Origin of the sequence: Sphingomonas sp. 179-I 2A4 NHS (assembly GCF_045369135.1) — a bacterium.
Lineage (GTDB): Bacteria > Pseudomonadota > Alphaproteobacteria > Sphingomonadales > Sphingomonadaceae > Sphingomonas.
In genome coordinates this window covers 41,153-64,086 of record NZ_JBIQFL010000010.1, presented here as the reverse complement: position 1 = coordinate 64,086, position 22,934 = coordinate 41,153, and the positions used below count along the sequence as shown (strand labels likewise).

Here is a 22,934-nt window from a genome sequence, read left to right as displayed (position 1 = left end):
TCGGGGGCCGCCCGCCACGCCTCAGAAACTGTGGTGGACGGCCTCCAGATTGCACCCGTCGGGATCGAGCACGAAGGCAGCGTAATAGCCCGGATGGTAATGGGGCCGCAGGCCGGGCGCGCCATTGTCCTGCCCGCCGGCCGCCAGCGCCGCCGCGTGAAAGGCGTCAACGCTGGCCCGGTCGGGGGCCGCAACCGCGATATGGATGGCGCCGCTGATCGCCCGTCCCTTGGCGATCCACAGGAACGGCTTGGGTCCGACGCCATAGCCCACCTGGTCGGGCAACTCTTCGCTGCCGCCCTGCACCATGACCCGCGTGATGCCGAGCGGCGCCAGCGCCTTGTCATAGAAGGCAAGCGAGCGCCGCATGTCGCCCACCGCAATGCTCACATGATCCAGCATGGCTACCTCCCGAAAATCGCGGGGCGACGCCGGTCGCCGCCCCGGTTGCGCGGCTAGCGATTGCCGCCGATGAAATCGCCAAACCCGCCCAGCGCCGATCCTTCGCCACGGTTGCCGCCGCCGCCCTGCGCTGCGGCCATCATCCGGCCCGCAAGCCGCGCGAAGGGCAGCGACTGGACCCACACTTTCCCCGGCCCGGTCAGCCGCGCATAGAACATGCCCTCGCCGCCGAAGATCATGCTCTTCACGCCGCGCACCATCTCCAGGTCGAAATCGACCGAGGGCGTGAACGCGGCAAGGCAGCCGGTATCGACGTGCAATTGCTCGCCGGGGGCAAGCTCGCGCTCCACCAGCGTGCCGCCCATCTGAACGAACACCCAGCCATCGCCCTCCAGCTTCTGCATGATGAAGCCTTCGCCGCCGAACAGCCCGGTCATCATCCGCCGCTGGAACGCGACGCCGATCGACACGCCCTTCGCCGCCGCAAGGAAGCTGTCCTTCTGGCAGATCAGCGTGCCGCCCAGGTCGGCGAGGCGGATCGGCAGGATCGTCCCCGGCGTCGGGCTGGCGAAGGCGACCCGCGCCTTGCCCGATCCGCGATGGGTGAAGACGGTGGTGAACAGGCTTTCACCGGTGACGAGGCGCTTGCCCGCCCCCAGCAGCTTGCCCATGAACCCGCCATCACTGCCGCCGGACCCATCACCGAAGACGGTGGTCATCTCGATCGAGGCATCCTTCCACACGAAGGCCCCCGCCTCGGCGACCGCGCTTTCGCCCGGGTCCAGCTCGATCTCGACGAACTGCAATTCCTGTCCCTTGATCTCGAAATCGATATCGTCCGACAGCCCGGTACGGGCGTGATGGGACCAGGGACCGGCCATGTGACATGCTCCATTCGTCTGTGTTGATCACTTAACACACATGGATACTCCGGCCGGGCATCGCCGGGGAAGGGGGGATCGTCGCACGCGCCACTCGGTCTGGCGTCACGGCGATACCATCTTGGGGGATCGAAACCCTTTCTAGGTTCGCGATCGGGGCGCGAGGCGATAGCCTGCCCGCAACCAAGCCAAGGGAGAGTGTTCGTGAGCAAGGCCAATTACCGTCCGGAAACGCTGGCGCTGCATGCCGGTTGGCGCGCGGATCCCGCCACCGGATCGGTGGCCCCGCCGATCTTCCAGACGACCTCCTACCAGTTCCGCGATGCCGACCATGCCGCCGGGCTGTTCGCGTTGCAGGAACTCGGCAACATCTACACCCGCATCGGCAACCCGACGACCGACATCCTCGAACAGCGGATTGCCGCGATCGAGGGCGGCGCGGCGGCGGTCGCGGTCGCCTCGGGCCAGGCAGCGTCGGCCTATGCGGTGCAGAACCTCGCCCGCGCCGGCGACAATATCGTCAGCGCGACCGACCTCTACGGCGGTACCTACAATCTCTTCGCCAACACGCTGCGCGACATGGGGATCGAGACCCGTTTCGTCGATCCGAGCGATCCGGGCGCCTTCGCCGCTGCCTCCGACGATCGCACCCGCGCTTGGTATGTCGAGACTTTGCCCAATCCGAAGCTGGTCGTCTCGCCGCTGGCGGAGACTGCCGCCGCGGGGCGCGAGCTCGGCATCCCGCTCATCGTCGACAATACCGCCGCGCCGCTGCTTGCCCGCCCGCTCGATCATGGCGCGGCGATCGTCGTCTATTCGACCACCAAGTACATCGGCGGCCATGGCACCTCGATCGGCGGCATGATCGTCGACGGCGGCAATTTCGACTGGTCGGCCTATCCTGATCGTCAGCCGCTGCTCAACACGCCCGATCCCAGCTATCACGGCGCCGTCTGGGCGGAGGCGGCAAAGCCGCTCGGCCCGATCGCTTATGCGCTACGCGCCCGCACCGTGCTGCTGCGCGATCTCGGCGCCGCGCTCTCGCCGTTCAACGCCTTCCAGATCCTTCAGGGGCTGGAAACGCTGCCGCTGCGCATGCCGCGCCACTGCGACAATGCGCTGAAGGTGGTCGATTTCCTGAAGGGCTGCTCGGACGTCACCCGCATCATCCACCCCTCGGTTCAGGAGGGGAAGCAGCGCGCCCGCGCCGATCGTTACCTCACCGGTGGCCTCGGCGGGCTGATCGGCATCGAGCTTGCCAGCGGTCGCGATGGCGGCCGGCGCTTCATCGATGCGCTGCAATTGTTCTACCATGTCGCCAACATCGGGGACGCGCGCAGCCTCGCGATCCATCCCGCCTCCACCACCCATTCGCAATTGTCGGAGGAGGAACAGTTCGCGACCGGCGTCTCGGCTGGCTACGTCCGCCTCTCGATCGGGCTTGAACATATCGACGATATCCTCGCCGATCTGGCGCAGGCGCTGGACGCGGCGAAGGGCTGATCCGCCGGTTATGGCGTCACGCCTTTCACGGTGTTGACGCCCCCGGCACCGAATCCGTATCAGGGCGTCAGGGCGGTCCCTGTTGGGCCGCCCTTGCTCTTTCAAGGAGACGCCCCGTGTCGATCACCGCCCTGATGCCCGTTTATCCCCGCTGCGGGGTGCGGCCAGTGCGAGGCGAGGGGTGCCATCTGATCAGCGAGGATGGCCGCCGTTTCCTGGATTTCGCCAGCGGCATCGCAGTGAACGCGCTCGGCCATGGCCATCCGAAACTGGTGAAGGCGATCGCCGATCAGGCCGCCACGCTGATGCACGTCAGCAACCTCTACGGCAGCCCGCAGGGTGAACAGTTCGCGCAGCGGCTGGTCGACAATACCTTTGCCGACACGGTGTTCTTCACCAACTCGGGCGCAGAGGCGGTGGAATGCGCGATCAAGACCGCGCGCCGCTATCACTTCGCCAATGGCAATCCGCAGCGCCACGACCTCATCACCTTCTCGATGGCGTTCCACGGCCGCACCATGGGCACCATCTCGGCCACCAACCAGGCCAAGATGCGTGACGGGTTCGAGCCGCTGCTGCCGGGCTTCAAATATGCCGAGTTCAACGATCTCGAAGGCGCACTGGCGCTGATCGATGAAAATACCGCCGGCTTCCTGGTCGAACCGATCCAGGGCGAAGGCGGCATCCGCGCCGCGACGCCGGAATTCCTCAAGGGCTTGCGCAAGGCGTGCGACGACCACGGCCTGCTGCTGGTGCTCGATGAAGTGCAGGCGGGCTATGGCCGCACCGGCAAGCTGTTCGCGCACGAACTCTACGGCATCACGCCCGACATCATGGCCTCGGCCAAGGGCATCGGCGGCGGCTTCCCGCTCGGCGCCTGCCTTGCCACCGAGGAAGCGGCCAAGGGCATGGTGATCGGCACGCACGGCTCCACCTATGGCGGCAACCCGCTCGCGATGGCGGCGGGTGAGGCCGTGCTCGACGTGATCCTGGAAGACGGCTTCCTTGATCGGGTGACGCAGATGGGCGAGCGGCTGCGCTCCTCCCTTGAGCAGATGATCCCGAACTACGATCACCTGTTCGACAGCGTGCGCGGCCACGGCCTGATGCTCGGCCTGAAGCTCAAGAGCGACAGCCGCCGCTTCGTCGAATTCGCCCGCGACAACCACGGCCTGCTGCTGGTCTCGGCCGGCGAGAATGTCGTGCGCGTCCTGCCGCCGCTGGTGATCGACGAAAGCCACATCGCCGAGTGCATCGAGAAGCTCAGCGAGGCGGCACGCGTCTACGTTCCCGCCAGCGACGATTGATGAACGGGCTCCGGCGCCTCGCGCCGGAGCCGTTTGGACGGATCTGGCCGCCGCGAGTCCGATTGAGGCCGATGTTCGCCGGATAGCGGCCGCCCATGATGCGCATGAGGCCATTGGAGGAGCTGAAGTGACCCGCCATTTCTTGAACCTGTCGGACGCTGGTGCCGACGGCCTCGCCGCCATCCTCGCGGACGCGCTCGATCGCAAAAAGGCCCGCGCCGGCTGGACCAAGGGCCGCGTCGACGCCGACGCCCCGCTCGCCGGCCACGTCCTGGCGATGATCTTTGAGAAGAACTCCACCCGCACCCGCGTCTCGTTCGACATGGCGGTCCGCCAGCTCGGCGGCCAGTCGATCGTGATGGAGGCGGGCCAGATGCAGCTCGGTCGCGGCGAAACCGTGGCCGACACCGCCCGCGTCCTCTCGGGCTATGTCGACGCGATCATGATCCGAACCGACGACCATGCCAAGGTCGAGGAAATGGCGCATTACGCCAGCGTTCCGGTGATCAACGGCCTGACCGACGCCTCGCACCCTTGCCAGATCGTCGCCGACCTTCTGACCGTTCTGGAGCAGGGCAAGGCGCTGCCGGGCCTGAAGGTCGCCTGGCTCGGCGATGGCAACAATGTGCTTGCCTCGATCGTCGAGGCAGCCGGGCTGATGCAGTTCGACGTTGTCGCCGCCTGCCCGCAGGGCTTCCAGCCATCCGACTCCGACCTCGCCCTTGGAAAAGGGCGCGCGAAGGTCGTGGGCAATGCGCGCGAAGCCGTTGAGGGCGCCGATATCGTCGTCACCGACACCTGGATCTCGATGGGTCAGGCGCACGCCGACACGAAGCTCGCGGCCATGATGCCGTTCCAGGTCGATGCAGCGCTGATGGCCACCGCCAAGCCCGACGCGAAGTTCCTCCACTGCCTCCCGGCGCATCGTGGCGAAGAGGTGACCGAGGACGTCATCGATGGTCCGCAGTCGCTGATCTGGGCCGAGGCTGAGAACCGGCTGCATGCGCAGAAATCTATCCTTCGCTGGTGCTTCGGCCAGATCGGTTGATCGAAGCGCCCCCGATACCCATCTGCGCCTGACCGAATCCCCGTCCGCTGTCCTGCCGCTCGCGGCGCGACGACAGGGCTTCATCTTCTCAGCCCCGCACGGTGGAAATGACTGACCTCATCAATCACGACTTTGATCGCGCCATCGGATTCACGATCCCGCATCAGAATGCTCGGGGCCGCCTCGTTCGGCTGGGACCGGTGCTGGACGAAATCCTTGCCGCTCACGCCTATCCTCCGGCAATTGAGTCGCTGCTGGCAGAGGCCCTGACGCTCACTGCGCTGGTCGGCTCGACGCTGAAGGATGTGGGCGGACAACTGACGCTGCAATCGCAGGGCGAGCATGGTGTCGTGCGTCTTCTGGTGTGCGATTACCGCGCCGGGGAGCTTCGCGGCTACGTCCAGTTCGATCCGGACAAGCTGGCGGACGCCCCGGCTGACCCCACGCTCTTCGGCCTGTTCGGACAGGCATACCTGGCGATCACTTTCGACTTGGCAGCGACCGGCGAGCGGTACCAGGGGATCGTACCTCTGGACGGCGATCGCCTGTGCGACGCTGTGCAGAGCTATTTTGCCCAGTCCGAGCAGATCCCGACGCAGGTACAGGTCGGGTTCGCCAAGCGGGATGGTAAGTGCGTTGCCGGTGGTCTCCTGCTTCAGCACTTGCCGGAGGGCGAAGAGGGCCGCGAGCGGCTGCATACGAAGCTCGACCACCCCGAGTGGGATCATGTCGCAGCCCTTGGCGCCACGATGGGGAGCGAGGAACTCGCGGACCCGACGCTGCCGCTTGAAACGCTGGTGTGGCGACTTTTCAACGAAGAGGAAGAGGTTCGTGTCCTCGCGGAGACGACCATCGTCAAGGGATGCCGCTGTACGATCGAGCACATCCGCTCGGTCCTGGCGAAGTTCCCGCCCGAAGAGCAGCGCGCCATGGCCAATGAAGAAGGGGTCATCGGTGTCGATTGCGCTTTCTGCTCGACCGTGTTCCCAATTCGGGTCGACGAACTCGTCGCATGACGGTCGACAGCCGTCCTTCAACCGCAACGATTATGCTATTGCCGGATCGCCAAGCCGAGCGCTGAGGATCGCGCGTCGGTGAGGACAGGGAAAGAGACATGCTTCGCTTCGCTTACCTAGCCGCGATCGGGCTGGCTGCCGTTGCCGCGGCCGCCGCAGCGCAGGGCGCGCGACCCGCATTGCTCGATCAGCTGCGTCCGGGCAGCTGGACGCTGCACGAGATCGGTTCGCCCGCCGCACGAAGGACGATTTGCGTCACCGATGCCGCGTCCCTGCTGCAGGTTCATCACGGCGCGGCACAATGTGCGCGCTTCGTCGTCTCCAGCGATCAACGTACGACAACCGTGAGCTACACCTGCGCAGGCCAGGGATACGGCCGCACCACCCTGACCGCTGAAAGTCCGACGCTCGTTCGCATTCAGACGCAGGGGCTCGCTCAAGGGGCGCCCTTCGACATGGATTACGAGGCGAGACGCGACGGGATATGCGTGCGATCGGCCAAAAATTAGCGCGGTGTTAACGCTTTGGGCGTTAAATGCGCCGCGTGCTTCTAGCCGAGCACTTTCTCTCCCTAGTTTTTTCGCCTCACAAGGGCACCCTGGGCCGCCCGGTTTGCCGGTGCGGCCCTTTTTCTTGCGCCGCGCGCCCAATGCGCCTAGCCGCCGCGCGATCATGACAAGCCAACTTCCACCCGCAGTCGCGCTGGTCTCCGGGGGCCTCGATTCCATGGTATCCGCTGCCTTGGCGCGCGAGGCGGGACACCCGCTGCTCGCCCTGTCGATCGATTATAACCAGCGCCACCAGGTCGAACTGGCGGCTGCCGCCCGGATCGCGCGAGTGCTGGGGGCCATCCGGCACGTGGTGCTGCCGATTGATCTGCGGGCCTTCGGCGGATCGGCCCTGACGGCCGACATCGACGTTCCGAAAGACGGGGTCGGCGGCGATATCCCGGTGACCTATGTTCCGGCGCGCAACACGGTTTTTCTCAGCCTGGCGCTCGCCTGGGCAGAGGCGGCAGGTGCGCGCTCACTCTACATCGGGGTGAACGCGCTGGATTATTCGGGATACCCCGATTGTCGCCCCGAGTTCATCGCCGGCTTCGAGGCGCTGGCGGAACTCGCCACCAAGGCAGGCGTGGAGGGGAATGCCTTCCGCATCCAGGCCCCGCTGCAGAGCATGACGAAGGCGGATATCGTGCGTGAGGGCACGCGGCTAGGCCTCGATCTTGGACTTAGCTGGTCGTGTTATGACCCGGCGCCGAACGATGTTCATTGCGGACTGTGCGACAGCTGCCGTCTCCGCCACAAAGGCTTTGAGGACGCCGGGGTTTCGGACCCTACCGTCTATGCCGTGACGCCGCCGGCGCCCTGACGGATCGCGCCGGCATGAGCTATGCGGTCAAGGAAATGTTCCTGACGCTCCAGGGTGAAGGCGTGCAAGCGGGTCGGCGCGCGGTGTTCGTGCGCTTTGCCGGCTGCAACCTGTGGTCTGGCCGTGAGCAGGATCGGGCGAGCGCGATCTGCCGCTTCTGCGACACCGATTTCGTGGGCATCCATGGCCTTGGTGGCGGCCGCTTCGCTGATGCCGAGGCGCTGGTGGCTGCCGTAACCGCGATGTGGGGCGAGGGGATGGAAGATCGCTTCGTCGTTCTCACCGGTGGGGAGCCGATGTTGCAGATCGACGACGCGTTGATCGACGCACTGCACGCCGCCGGCTTCTTTATCGCCATCGAAAGCAACGGAACGCTGGCGGTGCACCCGGGCATCGACTGGGTGTGCATCAGTCCCAAGGCGGGTAGCGTTACCGTGCAGCGGCGCGGTGACGAGTTGAAGCTGGTCTGGCCACAGCCGGGCAGTGACATCGCGGCAATGGAAGAGTGGGATTTCCGTCACTTCCTGCTGCAGCCGCTTGATGATCCGCATGCCGATGCGAACCGCGATGAAGCAATGGCGATGGTGATGGCGCGGCCTCGCTGGCGCCTGTCGCTGCAGACGCACAAGCTGCTCGGCCTCCGCTAAAGCTTCGGCCTCGCCGGGATTAGACCCGGCTCGCCGTCCAGCGATCCACTACCTTGCCGAGCACGCCTAGCGGCATGCCCCCGGCCTGCACCACGGCATCATTGAAGCCGCGCACGTCGAAGCGCTGGCCGAGCTTCGCCTTTGCGGCGTCGCGGAGGCGATTGATCTCGTTGTGGCCTGTCTTGTAGCCGAGTGCCTGGCCGGGCCAGATGCAGTAGCGGTTGATCTCGGACCGGGCATGCGCCTCAGTGTAGCCAGTGGCTGCCATCATCCAGCGCGTTGCCTGATCGATCGACCAGCGCTTGTGATGCAAGCCGGTATCGACGACGAGGCGCGCCGCTCGGAAGTTCATCGATTGCAGATAGCCGATGCGGCCGAGGGGATCGTCATCGTAATAGCCAAGCTCGGCCCCGATCTGCTCCGCGTAGAGCCCCCAGCCTTCCGAATAGGCGTTGAACCCGAGGAGGGTACGGATCAGCGGCAGATCGAAGGTATATTCGCCCTGCCAGATGTGGCCCGGAATGCCTTCGTGGAAGGTGAGGGTGGGCAGGCCGAAGCGCGCCCAGCTATCCATGTCCTTGAGATTGATGAAGTAAATTCCGGGTGTTGAGCCATCGAGCGCACCCGGACCCGCATAGCCGTTGGGCGCACCGTTCTGGATCGCCGGCGGCACGCGTTTGATGACGAGGTTGCCGCGCACGAGCTTCCCGAACGCCTGCGGCAGCTTCGGCCGCAACTTCGCGACGATCGTATTGAGATAGGCGAGCAGTTCCGCGCGACCCTGATCATTGTCCGCAAACAACAGGTCCGGCCGCTTGCCGAGCGCCGCCATCCGCTCGCCCGCCGTGCCTTTGGTGAGGCCTTGGGCGCGGAGTAAAGGATCGAGTTCAGCGGCATAAACGCGGCATTGTTCGAGCCCGAGTTCGTGAATCTGTTCAGGCGTACGTTTGGTGGTGGTGGCCGCCTCGGCGAGCCAGGCATAGCGGTCGGCCGTGTCGGGGAGATGCCACATCCCCCCGTCCTGTGAGGCGCGAGCCTTGAGTGCGGCAAGGGTGTCGGCTTGATTGATCAGGGCGGGGGTGATGCGACGGTCGACCATGGCCGCGGCGCGGCTGACCCAGTCGCCCTTGAGACCAGCCTTTGCGGTTTTCTCGGCGAAGCTGCGGATCATGCCCTGCTCGGCCGCGGGCTGGGCAGCCCCAGCGCGAAGCTGGGCCACGGTGATATCGTTGAACGGCGCCGGGAGGAGGACGCCCTCCGCGGCATCCGCCCAAAGGCGCTCGGTTTCTGCTGCCAGTTGCGCTGCGTAGGCTTCGAGCCGGGCCAGATAAGCTTCGGCGTCCGCGCTGTTCGTCACCTGATGCTTGTTTTCCAGCAGATCGGGCGTGTCGACGAACGCGCCATTGCCCTGCGTGACTATGTAAGGCGTTGAGCGATAACCATTATTCGACAGGAAGGCCATGTCGCCGACCGGCATCCGCTTCCAGCCGTCCAGCGCAATCTCATGAGCTGCGATGACGGTTTTGACGTGTGTCGCGACCGTCGGGGAAAGCGAAGCGCTGTCGATGCGGCGCAGCTCGGCGAGGCTCTGGGCAGCGTCACTGCGCCGGGTGGCCTCGGCGGTGGCACTGCGGTCGGTTAGCTTGGCCTTGAGCGCGATGCGCTTGCCATTGTCGAGGCCGAGATAGGCGGCGCCCTCGGGGTACGCAGTGAGCAGCGCCTCTGCGTGGCGGTCGAGTGTGGCGAGCGCGGCGGCGTCGGCGGATTGCGCCAGTACGGGAGCGGAAACGGCCGAGGTGGCCGCGACGGCGGCGGTGCCGGTGAGGAAATCGCGGCGCGCAATGGTCATGACATGGCTTTCAAGGGACGGGGATTGGCGCCCGATGCGCATCAATGCGCGTGGTCGCGCGGCGATGGATGCCGAATGCGCAGCGATGGAACGTCATTCCGCGCGCGGGGTGCGCTGACGGATCAATCCCTCCTGCGCGACGCTGGCGACGAGGCGGCCATCCTGCGTGAAGATCTGACCGCGGTTCATGCCGCGCGCATGGCCGGCCCAGGGGCTGTCGGTGGCGTAGAGCAGCCATTCGTCGGCGCGGAAATCCTCGTGCAGCCAGACGGAGTGGTCGAGGCTGGCGCTCTGGAAGCCGGGCGTCGTCCAGTTGACGCCGTGCGGCAGCATACAGGTGCCGAGCAGCGCCATGTCAGACGCGTAGGAGAGGATCGCGCGGTGCATCGAGGGATCGTCGCCGACGGGGGCGACGGCGCGGAACCAGCTGTGCTGGATCGGCTCGGTCGGCGTCGGGTTGAACCACTTGCGCGGATAGACGGGGCGGATCTCGATCGGGCGCGGGCGCGTGACCATCCGGCGCTGCTTTTCGGGCAGGTTCACCGCGTCCTTCTCGCGCAGTTCCGCCTCGGTCGGCAGCGATTCGGGCGGGGGCACGTCGGGCATGCGATCCTGGTGGTGGAAGCCGTCCTCCGGCACCTGCAGCGAGCAGGCAAGATTGAGGATCGGGGCGCCGCGCTGCATCGCGATGACGCGGCGGGTGGCGAAGCTGCGGCCTTCGAAATCGCGCACGACGCGGTAGATGATCGGGAAATTCTCGTCCCCCGGCCGCATGAAATAGGCGTGGAGTGAATGAGCCACCTTTGGCGCGTCGGTCGAGCGCTGCGCCGCCTGGAGCGCCTGCGCGATCACCTGGCCGCCGAAGACGCGGCCGACGCCGCCCTTCGACCGGCGGCCGCGATAGAGATCGGTGTCGATTTCCTCAACGTCGAGCAGATCAACGAGATCGGCGGCCAGAGCCTCGGGGGTGGGGGGAATGCGCGTGTCGTTCGAGGTGTCGCTCATCTAATCCGGTCCCTGTGCCTGCCGCGATGGGGCAGGCAAGCAGGGCGGCCGTGGATCACGCCTGGCACACCCGTTGCGACCTGCCCCTGATGTCGCTCCCCTCCCTCCTGCGGGAGGGAGGGGAAAAGCGTCAATAGCCGGCCGCGCGCGCGAGGCGATCGGCGTGGAAGTTGGCGTCTCCGAACAGTTCGGCGAGCACGCGCTGGCGCTTCATGTAGAAACCGATGTCATATTCATCGGTCATGCCGATGCCGCCGTGCATCTGGATGCCTTCCTGCACGCTGAGCATCGTGGCGAGACCGGTCATCGCCTTGGCGACCGAGACGGCGGCGTCGGCCTTCTCGTCACCGGCGTCGAGCAACTGCTGCGCCTTCAGCACGGCAGCGCGCGCCACTTCCATCTCGCTGTAGAGGTGCGAGGCGCGGTGCTGCAGCGCCTGGAAGCTGCCGATCAGCACGCCGAACTGCTTGCGCTCCTTCAGGTAATTGACCGTCATGTCCATCGCGCCAGCGCCGACGCCGAGCATTTCGGCAGCGGCACCCGCACGGCCGGCGCGCAGCAGGCGATCGAGCGGCGTGCGGCCGGCATCGACTTCGCCGATTACGGCGTCGGCATCGACTTCGACACCGGCGAACTCAATCCGCGCGGCGAGGCTGGCGTCGGTAAGGCGCTCGGCCTTGGCGGTCATGCCCGCGGCATTCTTGGGCACGGCGAACAGCGTCACGCCGTCCTGATCATCGGCAGCGCCGGCGGTGCGAGCGGCGACGATCACCACATCGGCGACATGGCCGTGGTGGACGAACTGCTTCGCGCCGGTGAGCTTGAAGCCGTTGCCCGCGCGCTCGGCCTTCATGGCCACGCTGTTACGGTGCTTCGCGCCTTCGTCGATCGCGAGCGCGGCGACGGTCTCGCCAGCGAGGATGCCAGGGAACCAGCGTTCTGCGTGCGGCGTGCCCTTCATCGCCTCAACCGCGGCGACGGCAGTCTGCAGGAACGGCGAGGGCGACAGGTTGCGGCCGATCTCCTCCAGCACCAAGCCCGCCTCGACATGGCCGAGGCCAAGGCCGCCCTGTGCCTCGTCGATGAGAATGCCGGTGAAGCCCATGTCGGCGAACTGCTTCCACAAATCGCGCGAGAAGCCGGTCTGATCATTGTCGTCGCGCAGCTTGCGCATGTGGCTGACGGGAGCGGAATCGGCCACGAAATCGCGCGCGGTATCGCGCAGCATGGTCTGATCTTCGTTCAGGAAAAGAGGCATCGTTCGTCCCTTTTACGCTCCGGCACTCATGTGGCCCCGGAGGAGGTGGGAAGGGGCGGCTGGCGCCTGCGGCCGCGCCGCCCGCTTCCCGTAGATGGTCTGGCGAGCGCGCCCTCCCCTTGGGGGAAGGGCGACCCGATCACGCGCCCGGAAGCTCCAGGATGCGCTTCGAGATGATGTTGAGCTGCACCTCGCTGGTGCCGCCCTCGATCGAGTTCGCCTTGGTGCGCAGCCAGTCGCGTGCCGGCGCACCGCCGCGCGACCGCTCGCTTTCCCATTCCAGATTATCGGAGCCGCCGGATGCCATCAGCAGTTCGTGGCGGGCCTTGTTCAGCTCCGTCCCGTAATATTTCATCATCGACGGCTGCGCGGGGTGCGCACGGCCTGCCTTCAGTTCGTCAATGAAGCGTTCGGACTGGGCCGCGAACGCCTTGGAGCGGACCTCGAACTCGGCGATCTTGGCGCGCAGCAGCGGATCGGCAAGGCGGCCGTCATGATCGAGGCCGATGGTGGCGATCGCGCCTTCGATCAGCGGGTTCCTGCCGCCGCCGCCAAGGCCCATGTTCGAGATCATCTCACGCTCATGGCCGAGCAGGTATTTCGCGACGTCCCAGCCCTTGTTGAGCTCACCGACGAGGTTCTCCTTCGGCACCTTCACATTGTCGAAGAAGGTTTCGCAGAAGGGCGAATAGCCGCTGATCAGCAGGATCGGCTTGGTGGAGACGCCCGGCGTCTGCATGTCGAACAGGACGAAGCTGATGCCCTTGTGCTTGTTCGTCTTGTCGGTGCGCACGAGGCAGAAGATCCAGTCCGCGTAATTCGCGTAGCTGGTCCAGATCTTCTGGCCGTTGATGAGGAAGTGATCGCCCTTGTCCTCCGCCGAGGTGGCGAGGCTCGCAAGGTCGGACCCGGCGTTTGGCTCCGAATAGCCCTGACACCAGCGGATCTCGCCGCGCGCGATCTTGGGCAGATGCTCCTTCTTCTGCTCCTCGGTGCCGTATTTCAGCAGCGCCGGCCCAAGCATCGAGATGCCGAACGAGGAGAGCGGGTTGCGGCACCGCAGCTTCGCCATTTCCTCGCGCAGGATCTTGGTTTCGGCAGCAGACAGCCCGCCGCCGCCATATTCCTTGGGCCAGTCGGGCACCGTCCAGCCCTTCGCGCCCATGGCGTCCATCCACTTCTTCTGCGCCGGGGTCATGGCGCTCTGGTCGCGGCCACCCCAGACGCTGTCTTTTTCGCTGCGGATCGGCTCGCGCATCTCGGGCGGGCAATTCGCCTCGAGCCACGCGCGCGTCTCGGCGCGGAACTGATCAAGATCGGTCATTCGCTTGCTCCTTCGCGGGTCTTCTCGCGCAGATATTGGATGAGTTCGATGGTGTGGCCTTCCGGATCATCGAGGAAGGCGATGCGCATGCCGGGGAGATCCTCCGGCGGGCGAACGGCGGTGGCACCGGCGGCGATCGCGCGATCCCAGGCGGCCTGGATGTCGCGCGTCGAGAGGCCGAGCGGCCCGTGATTGTCCCCGCGCACAAGGGCGCGGCCGTCGGTGTGATGATAGAGGACGAGGGTGAAGGGATCATCGGGAAGGCCGATCAGCACCTCCTCCAGGCCCGGTAGCGCGATCCGCCTGCGTTCCGTGAAGCCGAACGCTTGCTCGTAGAAGGCGAGCGCGCGGGGCAGATCCTCCACGACGAACTTGGTGAAGAGGATGCGGCCGACGGTCATTGCGCGCCTCCGGCGGCGTCGTGAATGTCGCGTGCCGCGGCGATCGCGGTGCGATCGGCATAAAGGTCCGCGATCACCTGGACGCCGATCGGCAGCCCGTCCGCATCGTTGCCGATCGGCACGCTGGTGGCGGGCAGCATCGGGAAGGTCGCGAGGCCGGGGAAGACGAACTGGTGGAAGAATTGCGTATCCTCGCCGTTGATCGAGAGGCGGCGGGTGGCGAGTGGCGTGGGATCGTGCGGGAATGCCGTCATGCCGACGGTTGGCGCGATCACCGCGTCGTAGGTTTCGAACAGGCGGCGCCACTGACGCTGGTTGCGCGCCTGTTCGTCATGGAGGTGGAGCCAGGGTTCGAGCTCGGGCGCGGCCTCGCCCTCCGGCCGCGGTGCACGGCGTGACATGGCGATGTTGAGCATCTTCCAATAGCCGGCGTGCTGGCGTTCGAGGTCGGGCAGGAGATCGCTGCTGGTGTCGACGGTCGCGCCGGTTTCGCGCAACGCCGCGGCCACCCGTTCGAGGGCATCGACGATCGATTGCTGCACCCGTGCCATCGGATGGCTGGTGAGGAGCAGGAAGCGCCAGTTGCTGCCGTGGCGGCGTGCCGGGGCGAGCGGGTGATCGGCGACGATGCCGAGCGCCGTTTCGAGATCGTCAGCGTCGCGTGCCATCGGGCCGAGCACCGACAGGACGGTGCGCGCCCCGTCCGTGCCGGGCATGTAATGGCCCTCCGTGGGGATCACGCCCCAGGTGGTCTTGTGCCCCCACACGCCGTTGAAGGCGGCGGGCACGCGGATCGAGCCGCCGATGTCGGATCCGAATTCCAGCGGGACCATGCCGGCGGCGAGCGCAACGGCCGATCCGCCGGAGGAACCGCCCGCCACGCGATCAGGGTTCACCGCATTGTTGGTGCGGCCATAGACCGGGTTGTCGGACTGGAGATCCGACAGGGCAGGCGGGACGTTGGTCTTGCCCAGGATGATCGCGCCGGCGGCCTTCAGGCGTCGAACGGTGACGGCATCTTGCGCAGCGGTGAAATCGCGATGCTCGGCAAAGCCGAAGGTCGTCGGCAGGCCGGCGACGTCATAGCTTTCCTTGATCGTCATCGGCACGCCGAGCAGCGGGCCGTCGAAGCCTTCGGCGATGCGCGCGTCGAGCTCGGCAGCGGCGGCGCGGGCGCGATCGAAATCACGGACCACGACGGCGTTGAGCGGGCCGTCGCGTTCCTCGATGCGGGCGATCGCCGCCTCGGTTTCCGCCAGCGCCGTGGTGGTGCCGGAGCGGACCGCGGCGGCGGTTTGAAGAGCGGTGCGTTCAGTCATCGGCCCCTCCTCCTGTGCCCGCCTGCCCGGCGCGCGTGGTAACGCCAGCCCCGAATAGGGAGAGGCGGCACCGCGCGGTGACGGGCAGGGCGGAACACGATGCGGTCACTTCAGCGCAGCGCCCGTCTCGGCTGCGGTCTTGAGGCTCTCGGCAACCTTGAAGCCATGCTTTTCAAGGCCTTCGACGATCTTCTTCAGGCCGACTTCATTCTGCGCCCAGAACATCGGGCCGCCGCGATAGACCGGCCAGCCATAGCCCATGATCCAGACCACATCGATGTCGCTGGCGCGCTGTGCCTTGCCCTCTTCGAGGATCAGCGCGCCTTCGTTGACCATCGGATACAAAGTGCGCTCGACGATCTCCTGATCGGTGATCTCGCGCTTGGGCAGGTTCGACTTGGCGCGGAATTCCTCGATGATCTCTAGCGCGCGGGGGCTCGGCGTCGCGTTACGCTTCTCGTCGTAATCGTAATAGCCGGCGCCCTTCTTCTGGCCCCAGCGACCCTCAGCGGCGAGCGCATCGCGGATGCTCTCGATCCGGCTCGGATCGCGGTGCCAGCCGATGTCGACGCCGGCGAGATCGGCCATCTGGAACGGGCCCATCGGCATGCCGAAATCGGTATGGACCTTGTCGATCTGCTGCGGGGTCGCCCCTTCCATGAGGAGCTTGTTCGCCTCGATCTGACGCGGGCTGAGCATGCGGTTGCCGATGAAGCCATGGCAGACGCCGGCGACGACGGCGACCTTCTTGATCTTCTTGGCGAGTGCCATGACGGTGGCGAGCACGTCCTTCGCGGTCTTCTCGCCGCGCACCACTTCGAGCAGGCGCATGACGTTGGCCGGTGAGAAGAAGTGCATGCCGAGCACGTCCTCGGGACGCTTGGTGACGGCGGCGATCTCGTCGACGTTGAGGTAGCTGGTGTTGGTGGCGAGGATCGCGCCGGGCTTCGCGATGGCGTCGAGCTTGGTGAACAGCTCCTTCTTGACGTCCATGTTCTCATACACCGCCTCGATGATGAGATCGCAGTCGGCGAGATCCTCAAGGCTAAGCGTCGGGGTGAGGAGGCCCATCGCCTTCTCGGGCGCGTCGGGCTTGATCCGGCCCTTAGCAGCGGACGCCTCGTAGTTCTTGCGCATCACGCCGGTGCCACGGTCGAGCGCTTCCTGCTGCATCTCGATGATGGTGACGGGGATCCCGGCCGACAGGAAGTTCATCGAAATGCCGCCGCCCATCGTGCCGGCGCCGATGACGCCGACCTTGTTGATCGGGCGAAGCGGGGTCTTGGGATCGACGTCGTCGATCTTGGCGGCCTGGCGCTCGGCGAAGAACAGGTGGCGCTGCGCCGCCGACTGGGTGCCGGTCATCAGCTTCATGAACTGCTCGCGCTCGAACTTCATGCCCTCGTCGAAGGGCAATTCGCTGGCGGCGACGACGCAGGCGATGTTGGCGGCCGGCGCATCGAAGCCGCGCATGCGGCGACCGTGCTTCTTTTTGAACTCCTCGACCGCCTCGGGGTCCGGGGCGACTGTCTTGTCGCGAACGCGTGGGATCGGCTTCTTGTCGGCGATCTCGCGCGCGAAGGCGATGGCGTCCGCCTCCAGACTGTCCTCTCCAACGACGCGGTCGACGAGGCCGACCTCTGCCGCCTTCTTGGCGGAGATCGGATCGCCAATCGCGACCATCTCGATCGCGGCCTTCACGCCGACGATGCGCGGCAGGCGCTGCGTGCCGCCGGCACCGGGGAGCAGCCCCAGCTTGACCTCGGGGAGGCCCATCACCGCCGATGGCACGGCGACGCGATAGTGGCAGGCGAGCGCGACTTCGCAGCCACCGCCGAGCGCGGTGCCGTGGATTGCTGCGACGATCGGCTTCTCGCTCGAATCCATCATGTCGATGACTTCGTGGAGCGAGGCGCCCTTGGGCGGCTTGCCGAACTCGGTGATGTCGGCGCCGGCGAAGAAGGTCTTGCCGTCACAGCGGATCACCATCGCCTTCACCGCGGGATCGTTGATGCCCTGAGAGACGCCTTCCTTCAGCCCGTCACGCACGCCGGCGCCAAGCGCGTTAACCGGCGGCGAATCGGAAATGATGACGAGAACGTCGTCGTGGCGTTCGAAGCGGACGGGGGAGGTCATTGTGCGTTGCTCTCCAATACAGGAAGGACGTGCGGCCCGGTTGCCCGGGGCCGAAAGCTGGTCAGGTAAGGGCGGAGTAGATCATCGTCTTCAGCTCGCGCCGGATCGGGTAGATCATGCTGGGCGACAGCTGAGTCATGAACACCATCGTGACGCGCTCCACCGGATCGATGAAGAAGGCGGTCGAGAACATGCCGCCCCAGTAATATTCGCCGACGCTGCCCGGCATCATCGAGCGGGCGGTATCGATCGTCACCGCAAAGCCGAGGCCGAAGCCGGTGCCGGCATTCTGCGTTTCGCTGAACAGCGACTTCGACATGGCCGACAGATCCGCACCGCCGGGCAAGTGGTTCTGCGTCATCAGCTCGATCGTCTTGCGGCCGAGGATCCGCGTGCCATCGAGGGTGCCGCCGTTGAGGCACATCTGGCAGAAGCGCTGGTAATCGAGCGCAGTGGAGACGAGGCCGCCGCCGCCCGAGACGAGCTTGAACGGGCTCGACCACATGCTTTCTTGCGCGCGATCGAACATCACGCGGCCCTTGCCGGGAACGAGCGTGTAGCAATCGACGAGGCGATCGAGCTTGTCTGCCGGCACGGTGAAGCCAGTGTCGTTCATGCCGAGCGGCTTGAAAATGCGCTGTTCGAAGAAGTCCGCCAGCGACATGCCCGAGACGCGCTGCACCACCGCACCGAGCACGTCGGTCGAGACCGAATAGTTCCAGCTCGTTCCGGGCGAGAATTCGAGCGGCAGCCGCGCGAGCTCGGCGACGAAGGTGTCGAGATCGTAGTTGCCGTGCCAGTTCTCCAGCTTCAGCTCGCGGTGAGCGGCATCGACGTTCGAGCGGTTCTGGAAGCCGTAGGTGAGGCCGGAGGTGTGCCGCAGGAGATCCACCATCCGCATCGGTTCATCGGTGCGCTTGGTGATGAACGGCACACCCGCGCCGCCGCCAGCATAGACGCCGGTCTTCCTGAATTCCGGCAGGACGTGGTGGACCGGCGTGTCGAGCGCGACCTTGCACTCTTCCACCAGCATCATGAACGCGACCGAAGTGATCGGCTTCGTCATCGAGGCGATGCGGAACAGGCTGCCTTCGTCGATGGTGGCGGACCCGCCCTCGCGCGCCGCACCCTGAGACGAGAAGTGCACGATTTCGCCGTCGCGCGATACCAGCAGCTGGGCGTGCGGGAACTCGCCCGAATCGAGGTACCGCTCTTTCAGGAACGTATCGATGGCGCGCAGGCGGCTGCCGTCGAACCCGTGCTTCTCGGGTGCAGCGATCTTCATGGCCCCTCCATACCCCGGTTTCTAAATCCTGATCTCCCTATCGCTTGAGCGAGGCATGAATCAATCCTAATGCGAGGTCCTGCACACTCGTTTTTCGATCTGGGGAGGATCGCCGTGGCGACACAAGCATCGGCCGCATCATGGCCGGCCATGTCCATCAAAGAGGTAGAGGCGCTGCTGACGGCACCCGGCGCCAAGTTCGAGATGGAGACGGTGGACATTCGCGGTGTGCCGACGCGCGTATGGAAGAACGCGCCGCCGCACATGGCCGCGCTCGTCCAGCTATCGCGTACGCATGGCGAACGGCTGGCGACGATCTACGAGGATGAGCGCGTCAGCTACGAAGCGCAGTTCCGCGCGATCGCGACTCTGGCCGCCGACCTCGCCGCCGGTGGCGTGACCAAGGGCGACCGCGTGGCAGTGGCGATGCGCAACCTACCGGAATGGATCGTCGCCTTTTTTGCCGCGACCACGCTCGGCGCAATCGCGGTCCCGCTGAACGCGTGGTGGACGGGCGAGGAACTGGTCTACGGCCTGAATGACGCGGGCGCGAAGGTGCTGATCACCGATGACGAGCGCTGGGACCGGCTTGCGCCGCTACGCAGCGAGATCCCGGGCGTGGCGCGCGTCCTGGTGAGTCGCGCCACCCAGCCGCTGTACGGCGCGGAGCGACTGGAGGACGTGATCGGCACGCCGCGCGACTGGGCCGGGCTGGCAACGCGTGACCTGCCGGCGGTGGCGCTGATGCCGGAGGACGAGGCGACAATCCTTTATACCAGCGGCACGACCGGCAAGCCCAAGGGCGCGCTGGGCACCCACCGCAACTTCATGACCAACATCCTGTCGACCGCCTATGCCGCCGCGCGGACGATACTGCGGCGTGGCGAGGCCTTGCCCGAGCCGACGCCGAAGGTGGCGCTGACCGTCATTCCGCTGTTCCACGCAACCGCCCTGTCCGCCGGGCTGATGGGCGCGATGGCTGGCGGCCACACCATCATCTACATGCGCAAGTTCGAGCCGATCCGCGCGATGGAGATCATCGAGCGCGAGAAGGTGAATTCGACGGGCGGCGTGCCCACCATCGCCTGGCAGTTGCTGGAGCATCCCGAACGCCACCGCTACGACCTCTCAAGCCTGGAGACGATCGGTTATGGCGGCGCGCCGTCCGCGCCGGAACTGGTGCGCAAGATCGCCGGCGAGCTGAAGAGCGCGCCGGGCAACGGATGGGGCATGACCGAGACCACCGCGACGGTCACCACCCATTCCGGCGAGGATTATGTGAACCGGCCCGAAAGCTGCGGCCCCGCCGTGGCCGTGGCGGACCTCAGGATCATGGATCCCGATGGCGTGCGTGAATTGCCGGCTGGCGAGGTGGGCGAGCTGTGGGCGCGCGGGCCGATGATCGTGAAGGGATATTGGAACAAGCCCGAGGCGACCGCAGCCACGTTCGTCGATGGCTGGGTGCGCACCGGGGACCTTGCACGGCTGGACGAGGAAGGCTTCTGCTTCATCGTCGACCGCGCCAAGGACATGGTGATCCGCGGCGGAGAGAACATCTATTCCAGCGAGGTGGAGAACTGCCTTTACGATCACCCCGCCGTCACCGATTGCGCGCTGATCGGCATTCCGCACCGTACGCTGGGCGAGGAGCCGGCGGCGGTGGTGCACCTGGCGCCGGGCACCAGCGCCAGCGAAGCGGAGCTTCAGGCGTGGGTCCGCGATCGGCTTGCCGCCTTCAAGGTGCCGGTGGCGATCCGCTTTTGCGACGAGATGTTGCCGCGCAATGCCAATGGGAAAATCCTGAAGCGTGACCTGAAGGCCTATTTCGAGGATCGTGCTGCGGCCTGAAGCGTTACCCGGTCGAAACGAAGGGCAGCGAGATGAAGACCGACGACTTTCTGCGTGGCCGGCGGCGACACGAATTGTCGGAGGACGATCTTGCGGCGCTGGAGGCCGCTATCGAGCGCGTCGACACGGTGCCGGCGCGCAAGGTGATCTCGCGACGGGGCGAGCGGCTGCATTACAGCACGCTGCTGATCGGCGGCTTCATGTGCCGATACATGGATGCCCGCGACGGATACCGGCAGCTGCTGTCCTATCAGGTTCCGGGCGACTTCGTGGACCTGCACGGCTTCCCGACCCGGTATATCGACCATGACATCGCGGCGATCAGCGAATCGACGATTGGCCTGGTGCCGCACGAGCGGCTCGAGGCGATCATGGCGGAGCGGCCGCACCTTGCCCGGCAATTGTGGTTCAGCACGATGCTGGACGCGGCGATGCACCGGGAATGGATCTTCCGCATCGGCCGGCTCGACGCGATCGGGCGGCTCGCGCACTTCCTGTGCGAAACCTGTTGCCGGATGGAGGCGGTGGGACGGGTGCGCGACGGCAGCTTCGAATTGCCGATGACGCAGCAGGATCTGGGCGAGGCGGTGGGGCTGACCAGCGTGCACGTGAACCGCGTGATCCGGCGGCTGCGCGAGGAGGGGCTGGCAACCGTGGGGCGCGGGCGCGCCGAGATCCACAACTTCCAGCAGCTTGCCCGGCTGGGCGAGTTCGATTCGGATTACCTGTATCTCAGCGACGGGCCGTGGACCGAAGGCGAGCAGCGCCGAACCGCCAATCGATATCGCTAGGCGGCGGACACTGACCCCAGTAAGATCGGCCCATATGTCAGATCCCGCGCCGCAGGACCCGCTTGCTCCCTTAACGGCGGGCACCCCGCCTGCTGCATCTCCGGTGCTTCCGGAGGATCCGCGGATCGGCCTCCGACGTGACCGGTTGCTGGCAGCCCTGACGCTGACCGCCGGCGCGGGGCTGGCGCTGGGACTGCCGTTTGCGTTGAAGGCGGGGGCCGAGTTCTTCATGCCGACCGCGGCGGCGCTGGTGGTTGGCGTGGCGCTGATCCCGCTGCTGGAATGGCTGGAGTCGCGGCGGATCCCGTCCGCGGTCGCCTCGCTGTTCTGCGTTCTGGTGTTCCTGATCGCGGCGAACGTGGCGCTGGCAGCGATCGTGGTGCCGGCGACCGATTTCTTCCGGCTGCTGCCAAGCCGCATCGGGCGGATCCAGGAGAACCTGGCGCCGCTGCTCGATCTTTATTCGAACCTCGAGCGCTATGCGAACCGGACGCTGCGGCAGCTTGCCTCGACGCCGATCCGGTCCTCGCCCACCGCCGCGGTCGCGCCGCCGAGCTCGATCCTGGAGCTGGCCGCGACTTCGGCGCCTGGCGTCATCATTCAGGTGCTCTACGCCGTTCTCGTCACCTTCTTCTTCCTGTCGGGGTGGACGAAGTTTCGCGCGAAGATGATCACCAACCGCGAAAGCTTCGGCGGCGCGATGGCGACGGCGCGGGTGATCCAGGACGTGATCGACGACGTGTCGAGCTATCTCGGCACGATCACCGCGATCAACATCGTGCTGGGCCTGGTGACGGCAGGCGCGCTGTACCTTCTCGGCATGCCCTTCCCCTTGATGTGGGGCGGGATCGTCGCGCTTTTCAACTACATCCCCTATTTCGGGCCGGTGATCGCCGCGCTGCTCGTGGCGATCGGCGGGCTGATGACCTTTTCCGACATCTGGACCGCGCTGGCGGCGCCGGCGATCATGTATGGCCTCCACCTCATCGAGGCGAACGTGGTGACGCCACTGATCGTCGGGCACCGGCTGACGATCAATCCGGTGCTGATCCTTGTCTCGCTGAGCTATTGGGGGTGGGTGTGGGGCACGATCGGCGCGCTGCTGGCGGTGCCGCTGCTGATCATCGTGCAGACGATCCTGGGCGCGGCGGGCAAGCCGGACATCGCCGGCTTCCTGTTCGAACATGGCACTTTGGTACGCCAGCCGCGCGGGCGGTTCCGGCGCGGTGAAAAAAGCGAGGCGTCAGTCGTTGACAGCCCCGCAACCGTGGCATAGTGGCGCGCCTCCACGCTGATCCAAGCGGGTGTAGCTCAGTTGGTTAGAGCGCCGGCCTGTCACGCCGGAGGTCGCGGGTTCGAGCCCCGTCACTCGCGCCATCCTTCACGGATGGTTGCGATCGCCAGGAAGGCATTTGAATAGATCGGGTGCGCGCCCGGCCAAACGGCATGGGTGCAAGCTTGATACGAGCGGGTGTAGCTCAGTTGGTTAGAGCGCCGGCCTGTCACGCCGGAGGTCGCGGGTTCGAGCCCCGTCACTCGCGCC

Annotated in this window: 20 protein-coding genes and 2 tRNA genes; 12 read left to right on the top strand and 10 right to left on the bottom strand. The window is 66.1% G+C overall.

Annotated elements, in window-relative coordinates; genetic code table 11:
* Positions 1 to 21: 21 nt before the first annotated feature.
* Positions 22 to 402 carry a VOC family protein gene (locus ACH0CP_RS15270; protein WP_136451537.1) on the bottom strand — a complete coding sequence of 127 codons (381 nt, stop codon included), beginning with the start codon at positions 400 to 402 and terminating at the stop codon, positions 22 to 24.
* A 53-nt stretch (positions 403 to 455) separates the two neighbouring features.
* Entirely contained in the window at positions 456 to 1,283 is an 828-nt protein-coding gene (locus ACH0CP_RS15265; protein WP_046410897.1) for a TIGR00266 family protein, read from the bottom strand.
* Between the two features lie 204 nt (positions 1,284 to 1,487).
* Between ACH0CP_RS15265 and ACH0CP_RS15260 the strand changes: the two genes are divergently transcribed.
* From ACH0CP_RS15260 to queE, 7 genes are all read left to right on the top strand, one after another.
* The gene (locus ACH0CP_RS15260; protein WP_294441840.1) at positions 1,488 to 2,786 is read left to right on the top strand and encodes an O-acetylhomoserine aminocarboxypropyltransferase/cysteine synthase family protein; all 1,299 of its coding nucleotides are present in this window, start codon (positions 1,488 to 1,490) and stop codon (positions 2,784 to 2,786) included.
* A 116-nt stretch (positions 2,787 to 2,902) separates the two neighbouring features.
* Complete coding sequence (locus ACH0CP_RS15255) at positions 2,903 to 4,093, top strand: aspartate aminotransferase family protein (RefSeq protein ID WP_406875610.1); 1,191 nt, start codon at positions 2,903 to 2,905, stop codon at positions 4,091 to 4,093.
* Between the two features lie 127 nt (positions 4,094 to 4,220).
* On the top strand, positions 4,221 to 5,141 hold the full coding sequence (argF, locus tag ACH0CP_RS15250) for an ornithine carbamoyltransferase (RefSeq protein WP_294441842.1): 921 nt from the start codon (positions 4,221 to 4,223) through the stop codon (positions 5,139 to 5,141).
* A 107-nt stretch (positions 5,142 to 5,248) separates the two neighbouring features.
* The gene (locus tag ACH0CP_RS15245; RefSeq protein ID WP_294441843.1) at positions 5,249 to 6,157 is read left to right on the top strand and encodes an Hsp33 family molecular chaperone HslO; all 909 of its coding nucleotides are present in this window, start codon (positions 5,249 to 5,251) and stop codon (positions 6,155 to 6,157) included.
* A gap of 98 nt (positions 6,158 to 6,255) precedes the next feature.
* Positions 6,256 to 6,666, top strand: coding sequence for a hypothetical protein (locus ACH0CP_RS15240; RefSeq protein WP_294441844.1), 411 nt, complete (start codon positions 6,256 to 6,258; stop codon positions 6,664 to 6,666).
* A 163-nt stretch (positions 6,667 to 6,829) separates the two neighbouring features.
* The gene (queC, locus tag ACH0CP_RS15235; RefSeq protein ID WP_294441845.1) at positions 6,830 to 7,528 is read left to right on the top strand and encodes a 7-cyano-7-deazaguanine synthase QueC; all 699 of its coding nucleotides are present in this window, start codon (positions 6,830 to 6,832) and stop codon (positions 7,526 to 7,528) included.
* Positions 7,529 to 7,542: 14 nt separating this feature from the next.
* Positions 7,543 to 8,175: a 7-carboxy-7-deazaguanine synthase gene (gene queE, locus ACH0CP_RS15230; RefSeq protein WP_294441846.1), complete on the top strand. Its 633-nt coding sequence runs from the start codon at positions 7,543 to 7,545 to the stop codon at positions 8,173 to 8,175.
* Positions 8,176 to 8,194: 19 nt separating this feature from the next.
* Here the strand turns inward: queE and ACH0CP_RS15225 are convergent, their stop codons facing one another.
* The 8 genes from ACH0CP_RS15225 to ACH0CP_RS15190 form a co-directional block, all read right to left on the bottom strand.
* Positions 8,195 to 10,024: a DUF885 domain-containing protein gene (locus tag ACH0CP_RS15225; protein ID WP_406875609.1), complete on the bottom strand. Its 1,830-nt coding sequence runs from the start codon at positions 10,022 to 10,024 to the stop codon at positions 8,195 to 8,197.
* 93 nt (positions 10,025 to 10,117) lie between these two features.
* Complete coding sequence (locus ACH0CP_RS15220; RefSeq protein WP_294441848.1) at positions 10,118 to 11,029, bottom strand: acyl-CoA thioesterase II; 912 nt, start codon at positions 11,027 to 11,029, stop codon at positions 10,118 to 10,120.
* Between the two features lie 130 nt (positions 11,030 to 11,159).
* Positions 11,160 to 12,287 carry an acyl-CoA dehydrogenase family protein gene (locus tag ACH0CP_RS15215; RefSeq protein ID WP_294441852.1) on the bottom strand — a complete coding sequence of 376 codons (1,128 nt, stop codon included), beginning with the start codon at positions 12,285 to 12,287 and terminating at the stop codon, positions 11,160 to 11,162.
* Positions 12,288 to 12,426: 139 nt separating this feature from the next.
* Positions 12,427 to 13,611, bottom strand: coding sequence for an acyl-CoA dehydrogenase family protein (locus ACH0CP_RS15210; RefSeq protein ID WP_294445062.1), 1,185 nt, complete (start codon positions 13,609 to 13,611; stop codon positions 12,427 to 12,429).
* On the bottom strand, positions 13,608 to 14,012 hold the full coding sequence (locus ACH0CP_RS15205; RefSeq protein WP_227770390.1) for a VOC family protein: 405 nt from the start codon (positions 14,010 to 14,012) through the stop codon (positions 13,608 to 13,610). The genes ACH0CP_RS15210 and ACH0CP_RS15205 overlap by 4 nt, the downstream gene beginning before the upstream one ends.
* The gene (locus ACH0CP_RS15200) at positions 14,009 to 15,331 is read right to left on the bottom strand and encodes an amidase family protein (protein ID WP_294445064.1); all 1,323 of its coding nucleotides are present in this window, start codon (positions 15,329 to 15,331) and stop codon (positions 14,009 to 14,011) included. The genes ACH0CP_RS15205 and ACH0CP_RS15200 overlap by 4 nt, the downstream gene beginning before the upstream one ends.
* Before the next feature lie 105 nt (positions 15,332 to 15,436).
* The gene (locus ACH0CP_RS15195) at positions 15,437 to 17,467 is read right to left on the bottom strand and encodes a 3-hydroxyacyl-CoA dehydrogenase NAD-binding domain-containing protein (RefSeq protein WP_406875607.1); all 2,031 of its coding nucleotides are present in this window, start codon (positions 17,465 to 17,467) and stop codon (positions 15,437 to 15,439) included.
* 61 nt (positions 17,468 to 17,528) lie between these two features.
* Entirely contained in the window at positions 17,529 to 18,752 is a 1,224-nt protein-coding gene (locus ACH0CP_RS15190; protein ID WP_294445067.1) for a serine hydrolase, read from the bottom strand.
* A 150-nt stretch (positions 18,753 to 18,902) separates the two neighbouring features.
* On the opposite strand from ACH0CP_RS15190, the gene ACH0CP_RS15185 reads away from it, so the two are divergent.
* From ACH0CP_RS15185 to ACH0CP_RS15165, 5 genes are all read left to right on the top strand, one after another.
* Positions 18,903 to 20,600, top strand: coding sequence for a class I adenylate-forming enzyme family protein (locus ACH0CP_RS15185; RefSeq protein WP_406875606.1), 1,698 nt, complete (start codon positions 18,903 to 18,905; stop codon positions 20,598 to 20,600).
* 32 nt (positions 20,601 to 20,632) lie between these two features.
* Positions 20,633 to 21,391 carry a Crp/Fnr family transcriptional regulator gene (locus ACH0CP_RS15180; protein ID WP_406875605.1) on the top strand — a complete coding sequence of 253 codons (759 nt, stop codon included), beginning with the start codon at positions 20,633 to 20,635 and terminating at the stop codon, positions 21,389 to 21,391.
* Between the two features lie 34 nt (positions 21,392 to 21,425).
* Positions 21,426 to 22,667, top strand: a complete 1,242-nt coding sequence (locus tag ACH0CP_RS15175) for an AI-2E family transporter (RefSeq protein WP_406875604.1) — start codon at positions 21,426 to 21,428, stop codon at positions 22,665 to 22,667.
* A gap of 24 nt (positions 22,668 to 22,691) precedes the next feature.
* Positions 22,692 to 22,768: transfer RNA gene (locus tag ACH0CP_RS15170), tRNA-Asp, on the top strand.
* 90 nt (positions 22,769 to 22,858) lie between these two features.
* Positions 22,859 to 22,932 (top strand) — tRNA-Asp (locus ACH0CP_RS15165).
* Positions 22,933 to 22,934 lie beyond the last annotated feature (2 nt).